This window comes from Fictibacillus sp. 18YEL24, from assembly GCF_015903855.1.
GTDB lineage: Bacteria > Bacillota > Bacilli > Bacillales > Fictibacillaceae > Fictibacillus > Fictibacillus phosphorivorans_C.
The window spans coordinates 184,452-201,139 of the sequence record NZ_JACZDT010000006.1 but is presented as its reverse complement, the minus strand read 5'-3'; the positions used below and the strand labels follow the sequence as shown (position 1 = coordinate 201,139).

Here is a 16,688-nt window from a genome sequence, read left to right as displayed (position 1 = left end):
ATGTTAGGCAAAGGTCCAATGATGCCTTTTTTTAATAACCGTTCTATGGATGACTGGCTAAATTCTTTTGAACAATACGTCAATAAAGGGCTCAATCAGTTCGAGAAATTTGCAGACCAGATGTCGTTTGAAGTGGATACAGAAGAAACAACAGACGACTACAAGATTCGTGCAAATCTAAAAGACTATAATCCTGAAGACCTTCAGATTGAAATCCTCAATCAAGGACTTCAGATTAAAGCACAACGCGAAGAAGTACGGTCAACAAAAAATAAACGGACGGGGCACTTTCAACAAAGAAAGGCAATGAAACGAACAGAGCGATTCGTCCAGCTGCCTTTCATGTTTCGAAACGAAGATGTTAAAGCACAATATACGAATGGCATCTTAACCATTTCCATTAACAAAAATGGCGGAGAAGTTATGAATCCGACTGTACCTATACAAGTCGTGACTAATTCAAGTGATAATAGTGTTGAGAAAGACAGTAATGCTAACAATACTGCCAATGTAGTTAACAACAACGGGCAGTTTGAAGAGTAGGTGCAACATTTCGTTTTCTTATGTATATTAATGCCTATAAAAAATGCTGACAGAAAAGGCGCTATGTTCATCCTTTTATGTCAGCATTTCTTTTATCTTCCTAGTGTAGGTGCGATCCACACCTCGCCGGTACCTTCAAAAACGTGCAAGTAACCTTCACCACTTGTTGCAGATCCGATGATTGAAGAGGATGCTCGTTTTACAGAGAAATCGATATCCCCTTTTCTTAAGAGCGCAAAGTTTCCATCCACTTGCAGTTTTTCATCATGAAGCTGTATCTTCATGATCTGCTGAAGCGGAACTGGACTCTGAAGCACACAAAATCCTGAGCCTCTTAATCTCGTTTGAAACAGTCCGTCCTCTCCTTTTATAGAAGACGTTAGTTTTTGTCTAGCTACACCCAATTGCACTGACGGTTCTGCCGCATAAAACATTCCGCGATCTGCAACAACTTCTTCGTCGTTTAAGTTTAATAATAAGTAATGACCATACGAGGGCTCTAAATAAATTTCTCCGGTACCTTCATATAATGGTTTGAAAAGAGATTCTTCCGTTAAGATATTGGAAGCCATCTTCTTCATGAACCCTCCAACTCCACCAGCATTGCTCTTCAAACCAAGATCACCTTTCATAAACTGCAAAGCTCCCGCTTCAGCTTGAACCGCTCCTTGGCGCAATGTGATCCGAACTTGTTTTAACGATATTCCCGTTTCTTTGGCGTAGTAAGAAGAACTTGAACCTGCACTTGTTACAGGCAACTGCTTATATTCAAGGACTTCAAAAGTTGCTCGACGTCCTTCTTCTTTTTCGATAACGTTAAAAAGTGATTCATTCATAACCATCAGCCTCCTCTTTCTAGCATAACAAACTCTGACTTTGTTTAAACAAAGCGTGGTATAATTCACACAAAGATATTGGCTAACGCCAAAAGAATATGAGAGAGGCGTGATTTGACGTGCAGAACAAAATCATTCTTGTAACAACTGATTCATTTGGTACTGGTAACGATCCTGCTCTTGGAGAAAACGTAATGGAAACGTATTTTACGGTTTTGAAGCAGCAATCCGATCTTCCAGCTGCGATCTTTTTCATGAATCGTGGTGTTTATTGCCTCACAGAGCAGTCTTTATGTTCGCTGCATCTAAAAGAAATAGAAGATAAGGGTGTTAAAGTGTTCGCCTGCAAGACTTGTGTTGATCACTATAACGTAGAAAATGAGCTTGCGGCTGGAGAAATTTCAGGAATGGCACATTTTGTAGAGCTATCTGCTACATATGAAGTTATTACGATTGCATAATATATAAGAATTTTAATAGCTTTTACCATTTCGATGCTGAGATTGGAAGTAGTTGATTTCCGCTCCAGGTTGCTCGCTTTCCGCGGGGCAGGCGGTGAGCCACTTGCCGCTTTGCGCCACTAAGTGTCTCACCTGCCGGCCTGTCCCGCAGGAGTCTCGCACCTTCCACTCCAATCATCTTGCAATGAAGTGAAGAAAAAAATTCAAGGGCAACAATCCTCGAACAAAAAAGAAGATTCTCTACTTCCCACCTTCTTTTTTCTTCTAATTAATGTAACATAAAAAAACGTACACCTAACTTGCTGGTGTACGTTTTGTAGTCTTATCTTCTTTCTTCTCGGATAATTCTCTTTTCTCTAGTCGTTGCCTCGTCTCGGATAACGGGTTCTTCTCTAATAACTGTTTCACGATGAACGTGATCTGCCTTTCTTACTGAGAATAGCCTTTTCAGCAGCATGCCGACTACACCATACACAATGATTGCAACAATCGTAGACAATTCGATCACGAATCCATTGGCTAGTTCGATGTTTGGAAAAATCGCTGCAAATGGTAAAAGAAGCGGTTGGCTCAGTCCGTATATGAGCTGTGCGAAAGCTGCTCCTTCATTTGCATTAAACAGTTGAAAAATAAAACGTAAAATTAAGATTAGCTGAATGATACCGACTATGAATGAAATAATTGTGGCTGGAACGGAACGCCTCATCGCAATTCCCTCATTTCATTGGATTTGCTACTAAACATACCCTTCTTTTCACAACATTAAGCATGCTCAATCGGTTTATTACTTTGATCATACTGACATAGCCATTTCTCCGTAAAATCCACCAGTTCTTTCTGTGGAATCAATCGACAATCAGCCATCCCTACTTTTCCTTTTTTGACAGGATAACTATTTCGCTCGTAAACCTCCCCAATCTCTTCGAACAATTCTTCTCGGTAAGAAATTTGAGTGAACGACTTCCATACTCTTTTTCCATCGCTAAAAAATGGGCCTGCATTTTGTTCTGTTTTTGGTGACGGTACGCGATGTTCGGCTAAATGCATGGAGGTATTCGAATCATAGCCAACACCTAGCAGAAGAACATGGCCCTGAAGTTCATAAACTCTTCCAAGAGGTGACTGTTCGCCTAAGCCGAAATCCACTGAATGATCGTTTATGATCGTTTCTTTATTTTTACCCCATGCAGCAAAAGAGTCTGTTGGATGATTGCTTCTTAGAACACCCGGAAACGTGCGAAATGCTTCTACAATCGCTCCCATGAAGTATGTCGGTGTTACAGCAGGATCAAACGCTGGCATCTCTTCTATGATTGTCGGCCACCAATCCTTTGGAACCGGTGGATTCAGCCACCCTGCCGGATCAGAATAATGAGCCGTATGTGTAGGCATAACCAATGTTCCTTCTTCTGTTATAACGTCCATCAACGCTTGTACAACTGCCACAGGTCCTCCTACCACCCATCCCATTGACTTCAAGCTAGAGTGAACGATAACGGTCATTCCTTTTTTCAGTCCTAATAATCGAAGATCCTCGGCTAAAGTCACCCTCGTTTTAGGATAATCTGTATGTAATTCAATACTACTCACGCTTCTCACAACCTTCAGCTTTTTATGTACTCTCATTATACCAAAAAGAAATGGAATACTTTGGCTATGGTTGTTTTTGATTATTTTTGGTTGTTTGTGATTGAAAAATGTAAGGGCTTACGTTACAATGATGTCAAAGATAAAGAACATTTGGAGGTGTCAGGATGCTTACACCTGAAAGACATCGTAAGATTATTGAAGTATTAGGCGAAAAGTCAGTAGTAACTATACAAGAACTCGTAGAAGCAACAGCATCCTCTGAGTCTACGATACGCAGAGATCTAAGTCAGTTGCAGAGAGAAAAGAAGTTAAAACGCGTACATGGAGGAGCATCACTTACTCACCAAAAAAGCGAAGAATTGAGCGTTTTTGAAAAATCCGAGAGAAACGCTTTAGAAAAAGAAAGAATTGCACAATATGCTTGCGATTTAATCGAGACTGGGGATTGCATCTATCTCGATGCAGGCACGACAACACTAAAGATGATCCCTCATCTAAAGAACAAAGAGATCACAGTTGTAACGAATGCCATCTCCCACCTTGAAGCTTTAAGTGAACACGAGATTAAGACTTACTTAATAGGCGGTCTTGTTAAGTCTAAAACAAAAGCACTTGTAGGAAGCAGTGCGATTAAAAGTTTAAGTGCCTATCGGTTTGACAAGGTATTCCTTGGGATGAACGGCATTCACATCGAGGCCGGTTACACTACACCCGATCCGGAAGAGGCGGCAGTAAAAGGATTAGCGATTTCCCTTTCACAAAAAGCATTCATATTAGCTGACCATACGAAGTTTCATGAGACTTCGTTTTCAAAAGTAGCAGAATTAAATGAGGCGATCATAATAACAGACGATATTGATGATGACGTCATCTATGATTTTCAAGACAAGACAGAAATAAAGGTTGTGACATCATGATATATACTTGCACACTGAATCCGTCCATTGATTATTTAGCTCGAGTGGAGGATTTTAAAGAAGGACAGTTAAACCGCACATCAGATACATTTATTTATCCTGGAGGAAAAGGAATCAACGTTTCACGAGTGCTGAAACACCTTGGGATAGAAAGTACTGCACTTGGTTTCACTGGTGGTTTTACAGGTGCTTTTATTAAAGACTTTTTAACACAAGATCACATTCAGCATGATTTTATAGATGTTTCAGAAGTTACAAGAATTAATGTAAAGCTCAAGTCTCATAAAGAAACAGAGATTAATGGTCAAGGACCTTTAATCTCTATAGAAAACCAACAGAATTTACTTCAAAAAATCAATAACATGAGTAAAGGTGATTTCCTTCTTCTTGCAGGAAGCATTCCACCATCAATATCAGATAATTTTTATGCAGAGATTGCTAATAAATGTATGGTCAAAGGTGTTCATGTTGTCATTGATGCAGCTGGAGAAGCACTTCGTAAGAGCTTGTCGTACCGGCCATTTTTAATCAAACCCAACCACCATGAACTTGGAGAACTTTTTCAAACAAACGTCCACAATAAAGAAGATGCTATTTTTTATGGGAAGAAGCTGTTGGAAGCGGGGGTACAGAATGTCATCGTTTCTATGGCTGGAGATGGAGCGATCTTTCTCAACCAAGATACCGTTCTAATATCAAACGTACCCGTTGGAACCGTAAAAAATTCAGTAGGTGCTGGTGATTCTGTTGTAGCTGGATTTCTTTCTCAGGTTACCCAAGAACACGACTTCTCTACCGCGTTCCAATATGGAGTTGCCGCAGGAAGTGCTACTGCTTTTTCAGAAGATCTCTGCACATTAGAACAAGTAGAATCTTTACGAAAACAGATCGTTATAGAAGAAATACGGTAATGAGGAGGAATAAAAATGAAAATTACAGATTTATTAACTAAAGATACAATCTTACTAAACTTACAGTCTCAATCTAAAGAAGACGTCATAGATGAACTGATTGAAAAACTCTATTCAGCTGGAAAACTGAATGATAAAAAGGCATATAAAGAAGCTATATTAGCAAGAGAAACTCAAAGTACGACGGGAATCGGAGAAGGAATAGCCATACCACATGCAAAAACGAATGCCGTTAGCGAGCCTGCCATCGCTTTCGGTCGTTCAACAGATGGCATCGACTATGAATCCTTGGATGGCCAGAACGCACATCTTTTCTTTATGATCGCCGCATATGAAGGCGCTAACAACGATCATTTAGCGACACTTTCCAGACTTTCTAGCTTTTTAATGGACCCTAACTTCAGAAAAAGTCTGGAATCTGCAGCAACAGAAAAAGAAATTCTAGACGCGATCGACGCAAAAGAAAAAGAGATGGAAAAAGAAGAAAATCCTACCTCTTCTTCTAAACAAAAGATACTAGCTGTTACAGCTTGCCCTACAGGCATTGCTCATACGTATATGGCAGCTGATGCGCTAAAAGCAAAAGCGAAAGAAATGGACGTCAACTTAAAAGTAGAAACAAATGGTTCGAGCGGAATTAAAAACGCACTTACGAAAGAGGATATTGAAGAAGCTCATGCGATTATAGTCGCTGCAGATAAACAAGTTGAGATGGAACGCTTTAACGGTAAACATGTGATTCAAGTTCCAGTAGCTCAAGGAATCCGAAAGCCTCAACAGCTCATTCAGCAAGCGTTAGATCAAGATGCTCCTGTTTATAAAAGTAACGGAGAAGCATCGAATGTTGATGAGAAGAAAAATGCTTCGCCAGGAAGATCTGGGTTTTATAAACACTTGATGAGCGGTGTGTCCAATATGCTTCCCTTCGTTGTTGGTGGAGGAATTCTGATTGCGATCTCGTTTATTTTCGGCATTAACGCAGCTGATCCGAAAGATCCTTCTTATCATCCGATCGCTGAAGCACTTAGCACGATAGGTGGCGGTAACGCGTTCGCTCTCATGATCCCTGTTTTAGCAGGTTTTATTGCGATGAGTATCGCAGATCGTCCAGGATTTGCGCCTGGTATGGTCGGAGGATTTATGGCCGCAACAGGAGGAGCAGGTTTCCTTGGCGGACTGATCGCTGGTTTCTTAGCAGGATATCTAGTTCTTGGATTAAAAAAGTTGTTTAGCAGTTTACCTCAATCATTAGAAGGGATCAAACCTGTTCTTCTTTATCCTTTATTCGGCATCCTTCTAACCGGTCTGATCATGATGTTCATTGTGATTGAACCCGTGAAAGCATTGAACGACGCATTAACGTTGTGGTTAAAAGGCATGGGAACTGGAAATCTTGTATTCTTAGGTTTAATTCTAGGCGGAATGATGGCTGTCGATATGGGTGGACCTATCAATAAAGCAGCTTTCACATTCGGTATCGCGATGATCGATGCAGGTAACTTTGCCCCTCATGCAGCCATTATGGCGGGGGGAATGGTGCCACCGCTAGGTCTTGCGCTATCAACAACATTATTTAAAAAGAAATATACAAAAGCGGAGCGAGAAGCAGGTAAGACAAATTACATTATGGGAGCTTCCTTTATTACTGAAGGTGCTATTCCATTTGCAGCTGCCGATCCTGGTCGTGTAATTCCAGCCGCTGTGATCGGTTCCGCTGTAGCTGGTGCTTTATCGATGGTATTCGGTATCGGTCTTCCAGCACCACATGGAGGCGCGTTCGTTATTCCAATCGTGAATGGAAATCCGTTGTTATACGTGTTAGCGATTCTGATTGGTTCAATCGTTACCGCTTTTATTGCTGGTATGCTGAAAAAAGAAGTTCAAGAAAATAAAAAAGAACTCGCAGCTTAATGTGAGGGAGAATTGAAACAGAAAAGGATAAAACTAACTCGCGATGACGAGAAGTTTTATCCTTTTTCTTATGTGATGTTTTATTAACTAAATCAATATACTCATCCTAAAACCGTTCCGTTATCAATTAGAAGTTTAGCAAAAGGTTGTTTTTATGTTTTTCTCTTCATATGCAAGTTGATTGTAGCGCAAGGTGCGAGACTCCTATGGGACGAGCGGTCAGACCGAAAAGTGGAAGTGGCTCGTTCAGCGCCGACAAGCAAAAGGTGAATGGGCTGTGAAGGCGCTTTTTGCCTTCATGACCATTTAACTTTTGACCTCGAGGGGCTAGCCACTGCAACTAGACAGGTGAGACCCTTAAGGGCGCAAAGCGGCAGTCAGAAAAAGTGGAAGTGACTCGTTCAGCCCCGACAAGCAAAAGTTGAATGGGCTATGAAGGCGCACTTTGCCTTCTTGACCGTTTAACTTTTGACCTCGAGGGGCTAGTCACTGCAACTAGGCAAGGGGGCTCACCGGTCGCCCCATGGAAAGCGAGCAACCTGGAGCGGAGATCAACTACTATCAGAGCTACTAAGTAAATTGAAACAGCTTTTTAGTTCGATAATTAAACTTCTCTCGGTATCCATTCACCAAGAAGCTCACCCATCTTAACCTTGCCTTTTTTTCCTGTGAACTTCAAAGCCCCTTTTGGAATACACAAAACAACAGTAGAACCGAACGAAAAATACCCAAAAGAATCTCCTCTTTTTACAACCGACTCATGATTTGTGCGTTCAATCGTATTTACATTCAAAGCACCTACCATAACATGTGCAAGAGGTTGTCCGCTTGCATTCATTTGAGTAACTAATCTGTAATTACGTGTTAGAGGTCGAAGTCCATGACGTAATCCAAGTTCGTTGACTGGAGCAGCTTCTTTTCCTAGCGTGTAGACAGATTCAACTTCAGCATCCACCGGAACATGAACTTGATGGTAATCCGTTGGACTCAAATAAAAAACAAATACTTGTCCCCCGCTGTATTTCTTCGCTTCTGATTCAGAACCTAACAATTCAGCAACTGTATATTCTTGTCCTTTTACTGTAAAACGGCTCTCTTCTGTAAGATTATCGACTACGGATAACACAGCGTCACAAGGACTAACAAATGCATGAGCTTCTGATGGAACAGGACGAGCATCTGGTCTTAGATCACGAATAAAAACATCGTGCAGAGAATGATATTCTTTAAGCTCCCGTGTCGCTTCGTTAATGTTTATTTTATATAGTTTCACGAATGAAGGGATGAAAGGTTTACTTGCTTTAGATTGTGCAAATTTCTTTAATGATCGTGCCACAACGGGATGGCCGTTCAATTCGAATAGATTTCTATAAAATTTAGTCATGTTCATGCTCTATCACCTAACTTTAATTTAATATAATATGAATGTTATCATTATTGATAACGGTGTTTAAATTTTGTTTTTGATATACATACAGTATAATGCATCCTGCTAAATATATCAGTGTTTCCTCTTTTTCAACTGCTCTTCTTAGGTTCAGGCACTAACATCTGAACAAGTTTAACCTTCTTATTATGTTTTGAAGGTCTGTTTGGTACATATTTGCCGATGAGTTCTTGCATTCCCTGACTCAGTTCTTCCCATTCTTCATCATTTAAATAAAGATCCAACTGATTATAACCGAAAATATCTGTTTTAAGATCGGTATTACCGTTAAAGTAAGCTTCCACTTCTCCAGTTACACTGGATATAAACGTCATAAACATTTTCATGTGCTCTTCTTTAGACAAATTGGCTGCCTCTTCTGCGGTTATATATGTTGAGTTTTGATTCATAGCATAAGTCCGCTCTACAGCACCACGTATTTTTTTTTCTTGAACCACATAAATGATCTCATTCTTACTAAGAAGATTTAAATGCCTATATAGTGTGGCTTGCGGAACTTCAGATACCCATTCTTTTAGTTCCATTACAGTAGCCGGACCTTTTGAGAGGTGTTGTATAATCTTCATTCGAACAGGATGCAAAATAAAATCTGCTTTGCTTTGCATGATACAGAATCATCCTTTTTTATTATTGTTATCGATAATGATAATATTTTATCTTATATTTGTCAAAAGAAAGAGAAGCATCTAACGAGATGCTTCTCAAATGTTTTCTATATCATTATGCCGCTGTGTGATCATTATTTAATGAATTCGTTTTTTTTTGACCAATACTCCAACCTGTATAAGCAAGAAGTAATGTGAACATTGGAGACAGCCATAAGAATAATGCATATGGAATGTATTCAATAACTGATACACCTAATGTTGATGCAAAGAATGCACCACTCACACTCCAAGGAACTAGTGGGTTTACGAGTGTACCTCCATCTTCTACCGTTCTAGACAAGTTTTTTAGTGGAACCCCAGACTTAATATAAGCGTCCTTCAACGCCTGACCTGGCAACAGGATGGAAAGGTACATTTCGCCTGCTAGTAAATTGATCCCTACTGAAGACGCCAGGGTGGTTGCAATTAACTTACTCGCTTTTTGTGTGGTGTTCTTTATAGCTCCAAACAATAGATCAAACATTCCTAACGCTTGGATGACTCCACCTAGTCCTAATGCGATCAGTACAAGTGAGATCGACCACATCATGGACATTAATCCACCTTTATTAACGATGGTATCGACTGTTTCATTCCCTGTCTGAATTTGCAGCCCATTTTGCATAGTATTAATAACTTTTTGCAGTGTCAGGTCTGGTACTAAGAAAAACCCTACGATGATTGACACTGTTACACCAGCTAAAAGTATAGGTATGATTGGCAGTTTACGAAACGCCAAAACTAGTACAACTACTGGTGAAATTAGAGTTACTAGATGAATTGGGAACTCATTTGAAAGCACTGACTGAATCTCTTTAATCTCTTGAAGATTCGCATTTCCTCCGCTACCGCCAAGTACGAAAAAGGCAATAGCAGTCAGGATGAATGCCGGGACAGTAGTCCACATCATATGTCGAATATGTTCAAACATATTCACGCCAACAACACCTGGTGCAAAGTTCGTTGAGTCAGACAATGGCGACATTTTGTCTCCGAAACACGCTCCAGAGACAATCGCTCCTGCAGCTAATGCTGGGTTCACTCCAAGCACGTGACTGATACCCATCAATGCTACACCTACTGTACCAACTGTTGTAAAAGAACTTCCTGTAAAAGACGAAACAATAACTGTAATGATTAGAGCACTTACTGCAAACCATTCAGGCTGAATGATATCCATTCCGTAAAATAATAATGTAGGAACTGTTCCACTTAACATCCAGCTTGCTATAACAAGTCCAACTGTTAAAAGAATCATGATCGGCTGCAAGCCAGCTATGATACCATTAACTATTCCTTTTTCAATCGTCTTCCATTGTGCTCCAAAAGCCACTCCTACTGCTCCCAATAAAATCAGGCAGGCTAACAATGGAATATGCGGTTCAACTTTTATATACACGAGACTCGTGAACATCACTGCAAAAATCATTGTAAACAATCCAAGAGCCACCGGTAATTTCATTTGTTTTTTCATGTAAATCTCTCCGTTCATCTTCTTACACTTATTTACTTAAACGCTTTTACGCGTTGAAGCGTGTTAGCAACTGTTATAATACTAACGAACTTTACAGAAGCTGTCAACATTACAGGCATGGTAAATTAAAGAAAAGAACGTTATGGAGGCTGATTATATGAGCAGAATTAGAAGTTCAGTAAAAGCATTAATCATTCATGACCATCATGTTTTAACGATTAAAAAAGGAAATGAAGATGAAGTGAAATATGTTATACCAGGTGGAGGACAGGATTTTAACGAGACTTTATCAAACGCTGTGATTCGAGAATGTTTAGAAGAACTTGGTGCAGAAGTAGAAGTTGGTCCATTGTTATGGGTTCGGGAGTTCATCAGCAAGAATCACGTTGAGAATCAAAAAAATGAGGACCGAATACATATTGTAGAGCATATATTCGAAGCTTTCTTAGAGAAGGTTCCAAAACACTTTCAGCCACTTTCTCCAGATTCTACTCAACTAGAAATCGAGTGGCTCCCTATCGATCGGCTATCAGATTATAATTACTATCCTAGAGAGATCATTCCGTTGATTAAAGAGATGGTCCATTCGAAAGACAGTAAACTTACTTATGTTGGAGATATAAATTAGATTTTAAGAACAACTTTAAAAGGGGGAGTTTGTTTTGTGGTGGCTGCTACTATTTATCATCGGAATTTTAGTTTTAGCATATGTCATAGATTACAGAAAAAAGAAAAGAAATGATAACCATACCCGTAATATCGACCCTAGCGTAAGGCAAGGTGAAGTGGGTAGCAGTTGGAATAGCGGTGATGGTCCTAATGGATTATAGAAAATGAAAACGCAGAGTTTATTCATTTCCTCTGCGTTTTCGTGTGTTTTTTACTGCTTCATATATTCATCTTCCCCGTCTTGCAAAATCTACAAATCGGAAACGATCTAGTCGGTGACGAGATTCTGTGTATTGAAAGAGGCTCGCATCTTCTAGATACACATAGTTTTTCACGACAACAATATGCTCAAAACGATCTAGATCTAACAACTCTTTATCTTCTTCCGTACAATCTTCAACGACTATTTCTTTTTTTGCAAAACTGATCTTCAGACCTAACTCATTCTCTAAATAAGCGTAGATAGATTGTTCCGCAATTTCTTTCGTGAGCTTTGGTACGTACTTTTTTAAGAAGTAATCTTTGTCCAAAATGATCGTCTCTCCGTCAAGCTCCCGGGAACGAATCACTTTCCAAGTAAGCTCTTCAGGTTCTGTCTGGAGCTGCTGTTGAAGAAACTCATCCGGCTCGATCAAACCAAATTCATGAACAGTCGTTACACTGTTCTTTCCCATAGACTCTGACAACTCTTGAAAACTTACTAGACCCGAAACAGGAAAGCTAAATTTGTTTGTCTCTAGAACGATTGATCCTCTACCACGGATTTTTTGTATAAAACCGTTTTGCGATAGAAGGTTTAGTGCCTTTCTGACAGTCTCCCTCGATGTTTTGTATTGTTCTGCTAAATCATGTTCGGAAGGAAGCTGCGTATTAGCCTTTATGACACCCTTTTGAATTTGTGCAGATATTTCCTGATAGATTTCTTGAAATTTATTTTTTCTCATCATTATTCACCATACATAGTGTAGCATTATTTTTTTAAGTGAAAAACGACAGATTCATACGGTCGTAATGAAAAGGAAGAAAGGTCTTCTGGTGTACCTTCATAATTACTGATTAATACTTCTCCTGATAGATCTGTAAGATCAATGGATTTTGGCAGTTCAAAATCTGTGCTCTTGCAATAAAAATTATTCACGACAAGAAGTTTTTCCCCATTGTCAGCGTTACGGACATAAGCGAAAATTTCAGGATGATCTTCAAGAATCAATTGATAATCGCCATATGTGATTACATCTATTTGTTTTCTTAGTTTATTGAGCTTTTGATAATGATAGAAAATAGAGTTCTCATCATTTATGGCTGCCTCGGCATTGATTTCTTTAAAGTTTGACGCAACCGGAATCCAAGGTTCCCCTGTAGTAAAACCTGCATTTTCACTATTATTCCATTGAACAGGTGTACGAGAATTATCACGTGATTTATGCTTAAGAATCTCTAGGACTTCCTCTTCTGTATAACCTTCTTCTATTAATAGATTGAACATGTTTAACGACTCTACATCACGGTACTGATTAATCTTTGTGAATTTAGGGTTTGTCATCCCAAACTCTTCGCCTTGATAGATATAAGGTGTGCCTTGCATCATATGAATCGTAGTCGCCAGCATTTTTGCAGATTGCACACGATATTCACCGTCATTACCGTAGCGTGATACGATTCGCGGCTGATCATGGTTGCACCAGAATAACGCGTTCCATCCACCACCCCTATGCATCTCCACTTGCCAAGTCGAAAGTATGTCTTTTAATTTTTGAAAATCAAAATCAGCGATGCTCCATTTTTCACCGTTCGGATAATCGACTTTTAAGTGATGAAAATTGAAAGTCATGCTTAATTCGTTTCGCTCTGGATTCGTATACTTGATGCAATTATCGATTGTTGTGGATGACATCTCACCTACTGTGAGAACATCATATTTTGAGAACACTTCCTTGTTCATCTCTTGCATAAATTCGTGCACACGCGGACCATCTGTGTAGAATTTCCGGCCATCACCTGGTGCTATAGAGCCATCATCATCAGGAAAATCTTGATTTTTTGAAATCAGGTTGATCACATCTAGACGGAAGCCATCTACCCCTTTTTCAAACCAATAGTTCATCATCTCATAAACGCGCTGACGAACTTCTGTGTTCTCCCAGTTTAGATCCGCTTGTGTGACATCAAATAAGTGGAGATAGTATTGACCGGTCTCTTCATCAAGCCTCCAAGCGGATCCACCAAATTTTGAAACCCAATTTGAAGGCTCTCCATCTTTACCAGAATCTTTCCAGATATAAAAATCACGATAAGGATTATCTTTTGACAGACGTGATTGTTTAAACCATTCATGCTCTGTACTTGTATGGTTCACTACGATATCCATGATGATCTTCAGATCTCTCTGGTGTGCCTCTTGAAGCAGACGATCAAAGTCCTCCATCGTTCCATAATCTTCAAAGATTTTGTAATAGTCCCGGATGTCATAACCGTTGTCACGTTGAGGAGAGTCATAGATCGGAGTAAGCCATAGAACGTCTACTCCTAAGTCTTTAAGATAATCTAACTTCTTTATGATTCCGTCAATATCTCCTGTTCCGTTTCCTGTCGTATCGTTAAAGCTCTTTGGATAGATTTGATACACAACAGATCGCTTCCACCATGGTTCCTTCTTCATACTTTCACCGCCATATTTGTTTTAGTAATGAAAACAACCGGAAATAAAATAGTGCCCTTCCGGTCGTTTTTGTTTAATAGTCTACTTCGATTTTTTTACTTTTGCATAAAGGTACGTTAATACAAACGGTACGACAAGTGCGATTCCCATTCCGATAAAGAATGATCCCCAGCTTCCTGGCAAGATGGAAAGGAATCCAGGTATACCGCCTACTCCAATGGATGAAGCGCGAACACCGGCAACTGTAATCACGATCCCAGCGATAGCAGAACCAATCATCGCGAAGATGAACGGATAACGGAAGCGTAAGTTCACTCCAAACATCGCTGGCTCAGTGATTCCAAGATACGCTGATAATGCTGACGTTCCAGCGAGTCCTTTAAGCTTTTCATCACGTGTTGCCATAAACATCGCAAGTGCTGCAGAACCTTGTGCAATGTTTGATAGTGCAAGCATCGGCCAAAGAAAAGTACCACCTGTGTTAGAGATAAGCTGCAGGTCGACTGCTAAGAACGTATGATGCATTCCTGTAACAACAAGTAGAGAGTAGAAACCACCATAGATCAACCCACCTAACCATGCAAAGTTATCAAAGATGGATACGAAAAAGTCTGTAATGCTATTACCGATCGTAAACGTGATCGGTCCGATAACGATAAACGCTAAAAATCCTGTTACTAATAATGTAATTGGAGCTACTAATAATAGCTGCAAAGCATCAGGAATACGTTTTTTCAAGAAAAGTTCTATTTTTGCTAAAAAATAAGATGCGATTAGAACCGGCAACACTTGACCTTGATAACCTACCTTTTCAATGGGTAGACCAAATAAGTTCCATGTTGGAATGTCCTTTGTCTTTCCGTAATCCCATGCGTTCAACAGATCTGGATGGACAAGCATCAGTCCGAGAACGATACCAAGTAATGGACTTCCACCAAACTTTTTAACCGCTGACCAACCGATCAGACCAGGTAAGAACACGAAAGCCGTATTCGCGATCAAGTTGATCATCCCTGCTAGATCAGCCCAGTTCTGATGAACATCAATAAAAGATTTCTTATCATAAAAAATATCCGGGCCAGTCAGGATGTTGTTGATCCCCATCAGTAGACCTGCCGTTACGATCGCAGGAAGTATCGGGATAAAAATATCTGCTAACGCTTTAATCGCTCGTTGCAGTGGATTGAGCTTCTTACTCGCCTCATCCTTTATATCTTCTTTCGACGCTCGCCCTGTACCTGTAATATCAATGAACTCGTTATAAACCTTATCAACCGTTCCTTGCCCAATCACGACTTGAAATTGGCCGTTTGTAGAAAAGGAACCTTTTACAAGATCAATATTCTCTAAAGCCTTCTCGTCTACTTTCCCCTCGTCTTTAAGAGCAAGACGAAGGCGCGTTACACAGTGAGTGGCTGCTGATATATTTTCTTTACCGCCGAGAGCTTCGACGATCTGTTCAGCTGATTCGCGTATTTTGCTCATTCTGTTCCCTCCTAGAAACCGTTTCCATTTCACCTGATAAAAAAGCCATATATCTCTATACCCTTAACTATCATTCAATGAAAACTTGTTCACCCTAATAATGTGTCTAAGCGTTTTCATAAAACCCCAAACTTGTATATACATCTTACAAAAATAATTTAACCTGTATATACAAATATGTCAATCACTTCGATCATATGGTGAAATTTACCGTAATCAGCTACTTTTTCTTTTCTCCTTATTTTTTGCTATAATCTGTTACATATAGAGAAACGAGAATAAAGGAGATTTTATGATGTCACCTAAAAAAGCACTTACGATTGCAGGATCAGATACAAGCGGTGGAGCTGGTATTCAAGCTGATTTAAAAACTTTTCAAGAGCTAGGCGTGTACGGTATGACTGCTCTGAATGTTGTGGTTGCCCAAGACCCACATCGTGATTGGTTTCATGAAGTATTCTTGCTTCCTAACGATCTATTCAAAGCACAATTAGAAACGGTTGTTTCTGGAATTGGTCTTGATGCATTAAAGACTGGTATGCTTGCATCCGTGGAAGCTATCCAGATAACCGCAGATCTCATTGAAAAACACGATCTTCAAAACGTTGTAGTAGACCCAGTTATGGTTTGTAAAGGCGCAGAACCTCTACACCCTGAACTTGCTAGTACACTTCAAAATGTACTGGTCCCTAAAGCGACTGTCGTAACACCAAATCTATTTGAAGCTGCTCAACTAGCTGGTATGGAACCGATCACGACTGTTGAACAGATGATGGAAGCTGCTCATAAGATTCAAGCGAATGGAGCTAAATATGTAATCGTTAAAGGCGGCGCAAAACTTGAACACGAAAATGCCGTTGACGTACTTTATGATGGACAAGAGTTTGAAGTTTTAGAATCTGAAAGAATTGAAACAACGTGGACGCATGGAGCAGGCTGCACGTTCTCAGCAGCGATTACAGCTGAACTTGCTAAAGGAAAGCCAGTACGCGAAGCTATCTTAACGGCAAAAGATTTCATTACAGAAGCTATCTCAGCAGGGTTCGAAATTAACCAATATGTAGGACCAACTTGGCATGGTGCTTACCGTGATAAATTAAACAAATAATTTTTAGTGAAGACTGATCATCTTTGATCG

General features: G+C 39.8%; 17 protein-coding genes. 8 read left to right on the top strand and 9 right to left on the bottom strand.

The window, feature by feature from the left end; translation table 11 throughout:
* Positions 1-543, top strand: coding sequence for an Hsp20/alpha crystallin family protein (locus HU823_RS18585; protein WP_197222993.1), 543 nt, complete (start codon positions 1-3; stop codon positions 541-543).
* 92 nt (positions 544-635) lie between these two features.
* Here the strand turns inward: HU823_RS18585 and HU823_RS18580 are convergent, their stop codons facing one another.
* Positions 636-1,379 carry an AIM24 family protein gene (locus tag HU823_RS18580; RefSeq protein WP_066391059.1) on the bottom strand — a complete coding sequence of 248 codons (744 nt, stop codon included), beginning with the start codon at positions 1,377-1,379 and terminating at the stop codon, positions 636-638.
* 119 nt (positions 1,380-1,498) lie between these two features.
* Here HU823_RS18580 and HU823_RS18575 point away from each other — a divergent pair, with 119 nt between their 5' ends.
* A complete protein-coding gene (locus HU823_RS18575) occupies positions 1,499-1,840 on the top strand; it encodes a DsrE family protein (RefSeq protein ID WP_137791536.1) in 342 nt (113 codons plus the stop codon).
* A gap of 322 nt (positions 1,841-2,162) precedes the next feature.
* On the opposite strand, the gene HU823_RS18570 is transcribed toward HU823_RS18575, so the two are convergent.
* Positions 2,163-2,546, bottom strand: coding sequence for a YggT family protein (locus HU823_RS18570; RefSeq protein ID WP_144704010.1), 384 nt, complete (start codon positions 2,544-2,546; stop codon positions 2,163-2,165).
* A gap of 56 nt (positions 2,547-2,602) precedes the next feature.
* A complete protein-coding gene (locus tag HU823_RS18565; RefSeq protein ID WP_370630128.1) occupies positions 2,603-3,430 on the bottom strand; it encodes an aminoglycoside N(3)-acetyltransferase in 828 nt (275 codons plus the stop codon).
* A 164-nt stretch (positions 3,431-3,594) separates the two neighbouring features.
* On the opposite strand from HU823_RS18565, the gene HU823_RS18560 reads away from it, so the two are divergent.
* Genes HU823_RS18560 through HU823_RS18550 form a run of 3 tightly spaced genes read left to right on the top strand, consistent with a single transcriptional unit; the run spans position 3,595 to position 7,169 of the window.
* A complete protein-coding gene (locus HU823_RS18560; protein ID WP_197222991.1) occupies positions 3,595-4,347 on the top strand; it encodes a DeoR/GlpR family DNA-binding transcription regulator in 753 nt (250 codons plus the stop codon).
* Positions 4,344-5,258 carry a 1-phosphofructokinase gene (gene pfkB / locus HU823_RS18555; RefSeq protein WP_197222990.1) on the top strand — a complete coding sequence of 305 codons (915 nt, stop codon included), beginning with the start codon at positions 4,344-4,346 and terminating at the stop codon, positions 5,256-5,258. The genes HU823_RS18560 and pfkB overlap by 4 nt, the downstream gene beginning before the upstream one ends.
* 15 nt (positions 5,259-5,273) lie before the next feature.
* A complete protein-coding gene (locus HU823_RS18550; protein WP_197222989.1) occupies positions 5,274-7,169 on the top strand; it encodes a PTS fructose transporter subunit IIABC in 1,896 nt (631 codons plus the stop codon).
* Positions 7,170-7,773: 604 nt separating this feature from the next.
* On the opposite strand, the gene HU823_RS18545 is transcribed toward HU823_RS18550, so the two are convergent.
* The 3 genes from HU823_RS18545 to nhaC form a co-directional block, all read right to left on the bottom strand.
* Positions 7,774-8,559 (bottom strand): phosphatidylserine decarboxylase, encoded by a 786-nt coding sequence (locus tag HU823_RS18545; RefSeq protein WP_144704022.1) that lies wholly within the window; start codon positions 8,557-8,559, stop codon positions 7,774-7,776.
* Between the two features lie 128 nt (positions 8,560-8,687).
* Positions 8,688-9,221, bottom strand: a complete 534-nt coding sequence (locus tag HU823_RS18540) for a helix-turn-helix domain-containing protein (protein WP_197222988.1) — start codon at positions 9,219-9,221, stop codon at positions 8,688-8,690.
* Between the two features lie 115 nt (positions 9,222-9,336).
* Positions 9,337-10,737, bottom strand: a complete 1,401-nt coding sequence (nhaC, locus tag HU823_RS18535) for a Na+/H+ antiporter NhaC (RefSeq protein WP_144704028.1) — start codon at positions 10,735-10,737, stop codon at positions 9,337-9,339.
* Between the two features lie 157 nt (positions 10,738-10,894).
* Here nhaC and HU823_RS18530 point away from each other — a divergent pair, with 157 nt between their 5' ends.
* Together HU823_RS18530 and HU823_RS18525 are read left to right on the top strand one after the other, a co-directional pair.
* Positions 10,895-11,365 carry an NUDIX domain-containing protein gene (locus HU823_RS18530; protein ID WP_197222987.1) on the top strand — a complete coding sequence of 157 codons (471 nt, stop codon included), beginning with the start codon at positions 10,895-10,897 and terminating at the stop codon, positions 11,363-11,365.
* Between the two features lie 34 nt (positions 11,366-11,399).
* Positions 11,400-11,567, top strand: coding sequence for a DUF4381 domain-containing protein (locus HU823_RS18525; RefSeq protein WP_144704034.1), 168 nt, complete (start codon positions 11,400-11,402; stop codon positions 11,565-11,567).
* A gap of 66 nt (positions 11,568-11,633) precedes the next feature.
* Here HU823_RS18525 and treR read toward each other — a convergent pair whose 3' ends face one another.
* From treR to treP, 3 genes are all read right to left on the bottom strand, one after another.
* A complete protein-coding gene (treR, locus tag HU823_RS18520) occupies positions 11,634-12,350 on the bottom strand; it encodes a trehalose operon repressor (protein ID WP_197222986.1) in 717 nt (238 codons plus the stop codon).
* A gap of 26 nt (positions 12,351-12,376) precedes the next feature.
* Entirely contained in the window at positions 12,377-14,065 is a 1,689-nt protein-coding gene (treC, locus tag HU823_RS18515; protein WP_197222985.1) for an alpha,alpha-phosphotrehalase, read from the bottom strand.
* Positions 14,066-14,146: 81 nt separating this feature from the next.
* Positions 14,147-15,550, bottom strand: a complete 1,404-nt coding sequence (gene treP, locus HU823_RS18510) for a PTS system trehalose-specific EIIBC component (protein ID WP_144704043.1) — start codon at positions 15,548-15,550, stop codon at positions 14,147-14,149.
* Between the two features lie 295 nt (positions 15,551-15,845).
* On the opposite strand from treP, the gene pdxK reads away from it, so the two are divergent.
* Positions 15,846-16,658, top strand: coding sequence for a pyridoxine/pyridoxal/pyridoxamine kinase (gene pdxK, locus HU823_RS18505; protein WP_197222984.1), 813 nt, complete (start codon positions 15,846-15,848; stop codon positions 16,656-16,658).
* Positions 16,659-16,688: the final 30 nt, after the last annotated feature.

What these genes read in the sequence shown, in the direction of transcription:
- HU823_RS18585 (WP_197222993.1), top strand. Translation starts at nt 1, where the DNA reads ATGTTAGGCAAAGGTCCAATGATGCCTTTTTTTAATAACCGTTCTATG.
- treR (WP_197222986.1), bottom strand. Translation starts at nt 12,350, where the DNA reads ATGAGAAAAAATAAATTTCAAGAAATCTATCAGGAAATATCTGCACAA.
- treC (WP_197222985.1), bottom strand. Translation starts at nt 14,065, where the DNA reads ATGAAGAAGGAACCATGGTGGAAGCGATCTGTTGTGTATCAAATCTAT.
- HU823_RS18570 (WP_144704010.1), bottom strand. Translation starts at nt 2,546, where the DNA reads ATGAGGCGTTCCGTTCCAGCCACAATTATTTCATTCATAGTCGGTATC.
- treP (WP_144704043.1), bottom strand. Translation starts at nt 15,550, where the DNA reads ATGAGCAAAATACGCGAATCAGCTGAACAGATCGTCGAAGCTCTCGGC.
- HU823_RS18580 (WP_066391059.1), bottom strand. Translation starts at nt 1,379, where the DNA reads ATGAATGAATCACTTTTTAACGTTATCGAAAAAGAAGAAGGACGTCGA.
- HU823_RS18530 (WP_197222987.1), top strand. Translation starts at nt 10,895, where the DNA reads ATGAGCAGAATTAGAAGTTCAGTAAAAGCATTAATCATTCATGACCAT.
- HU823_RS18550 (WP_197222989.1), top strand. Translation starts at nt 5,274, where the DNA reads ATGAAAATTACAGATTTATTAACTAAAGATACAATCTTACTAAACTTA.
- HU823_RS18560 (WP_197222991.1), top strand. Translation starts at nt 3,595, where the DNA reads ATGCTTACACCTGAAAGACATCGTAAGATTATTGAAGTATTAGGCGAA.
- HU823_RS18545 (WP_144704022.1), bottom strand. Translation starts at nt 8,559, where the DNA reads ATGAACATGACTAAATTTTATAGAAATCTATTCGAATTGAACGGCCAT.
- pfkB (WP_197222990.1), top strand. Translation starts at nt 4,344, where the DNA reads ATGATATATACTTGCACACTGAATCCGTCCATTGATTATTTAGCTCGA.
- pdxK (WP_197222984.1), top strand. Translation starts at nt 15,846, where the DNA reads ATGTCACCTAAAAAAGCACTTACGATTGCAGGATCAGATACAAGCGGT.
- nhaC (WP_144704028.1), bottom strand. Translation starts at nt 10,737, where the DNA reads ATGAAAAAACAAATGAAATTACCGGTGGCTCTTGGATTGTTTACAATG.
- HU823_RS18540 (WP_197222988.1), bottom strand. Translation starts at nt 9,221, where the DNA reads ATGCAAAGCAAAGCAGATTTTATTTTGCATCCTGTTCGAATGAAGATT.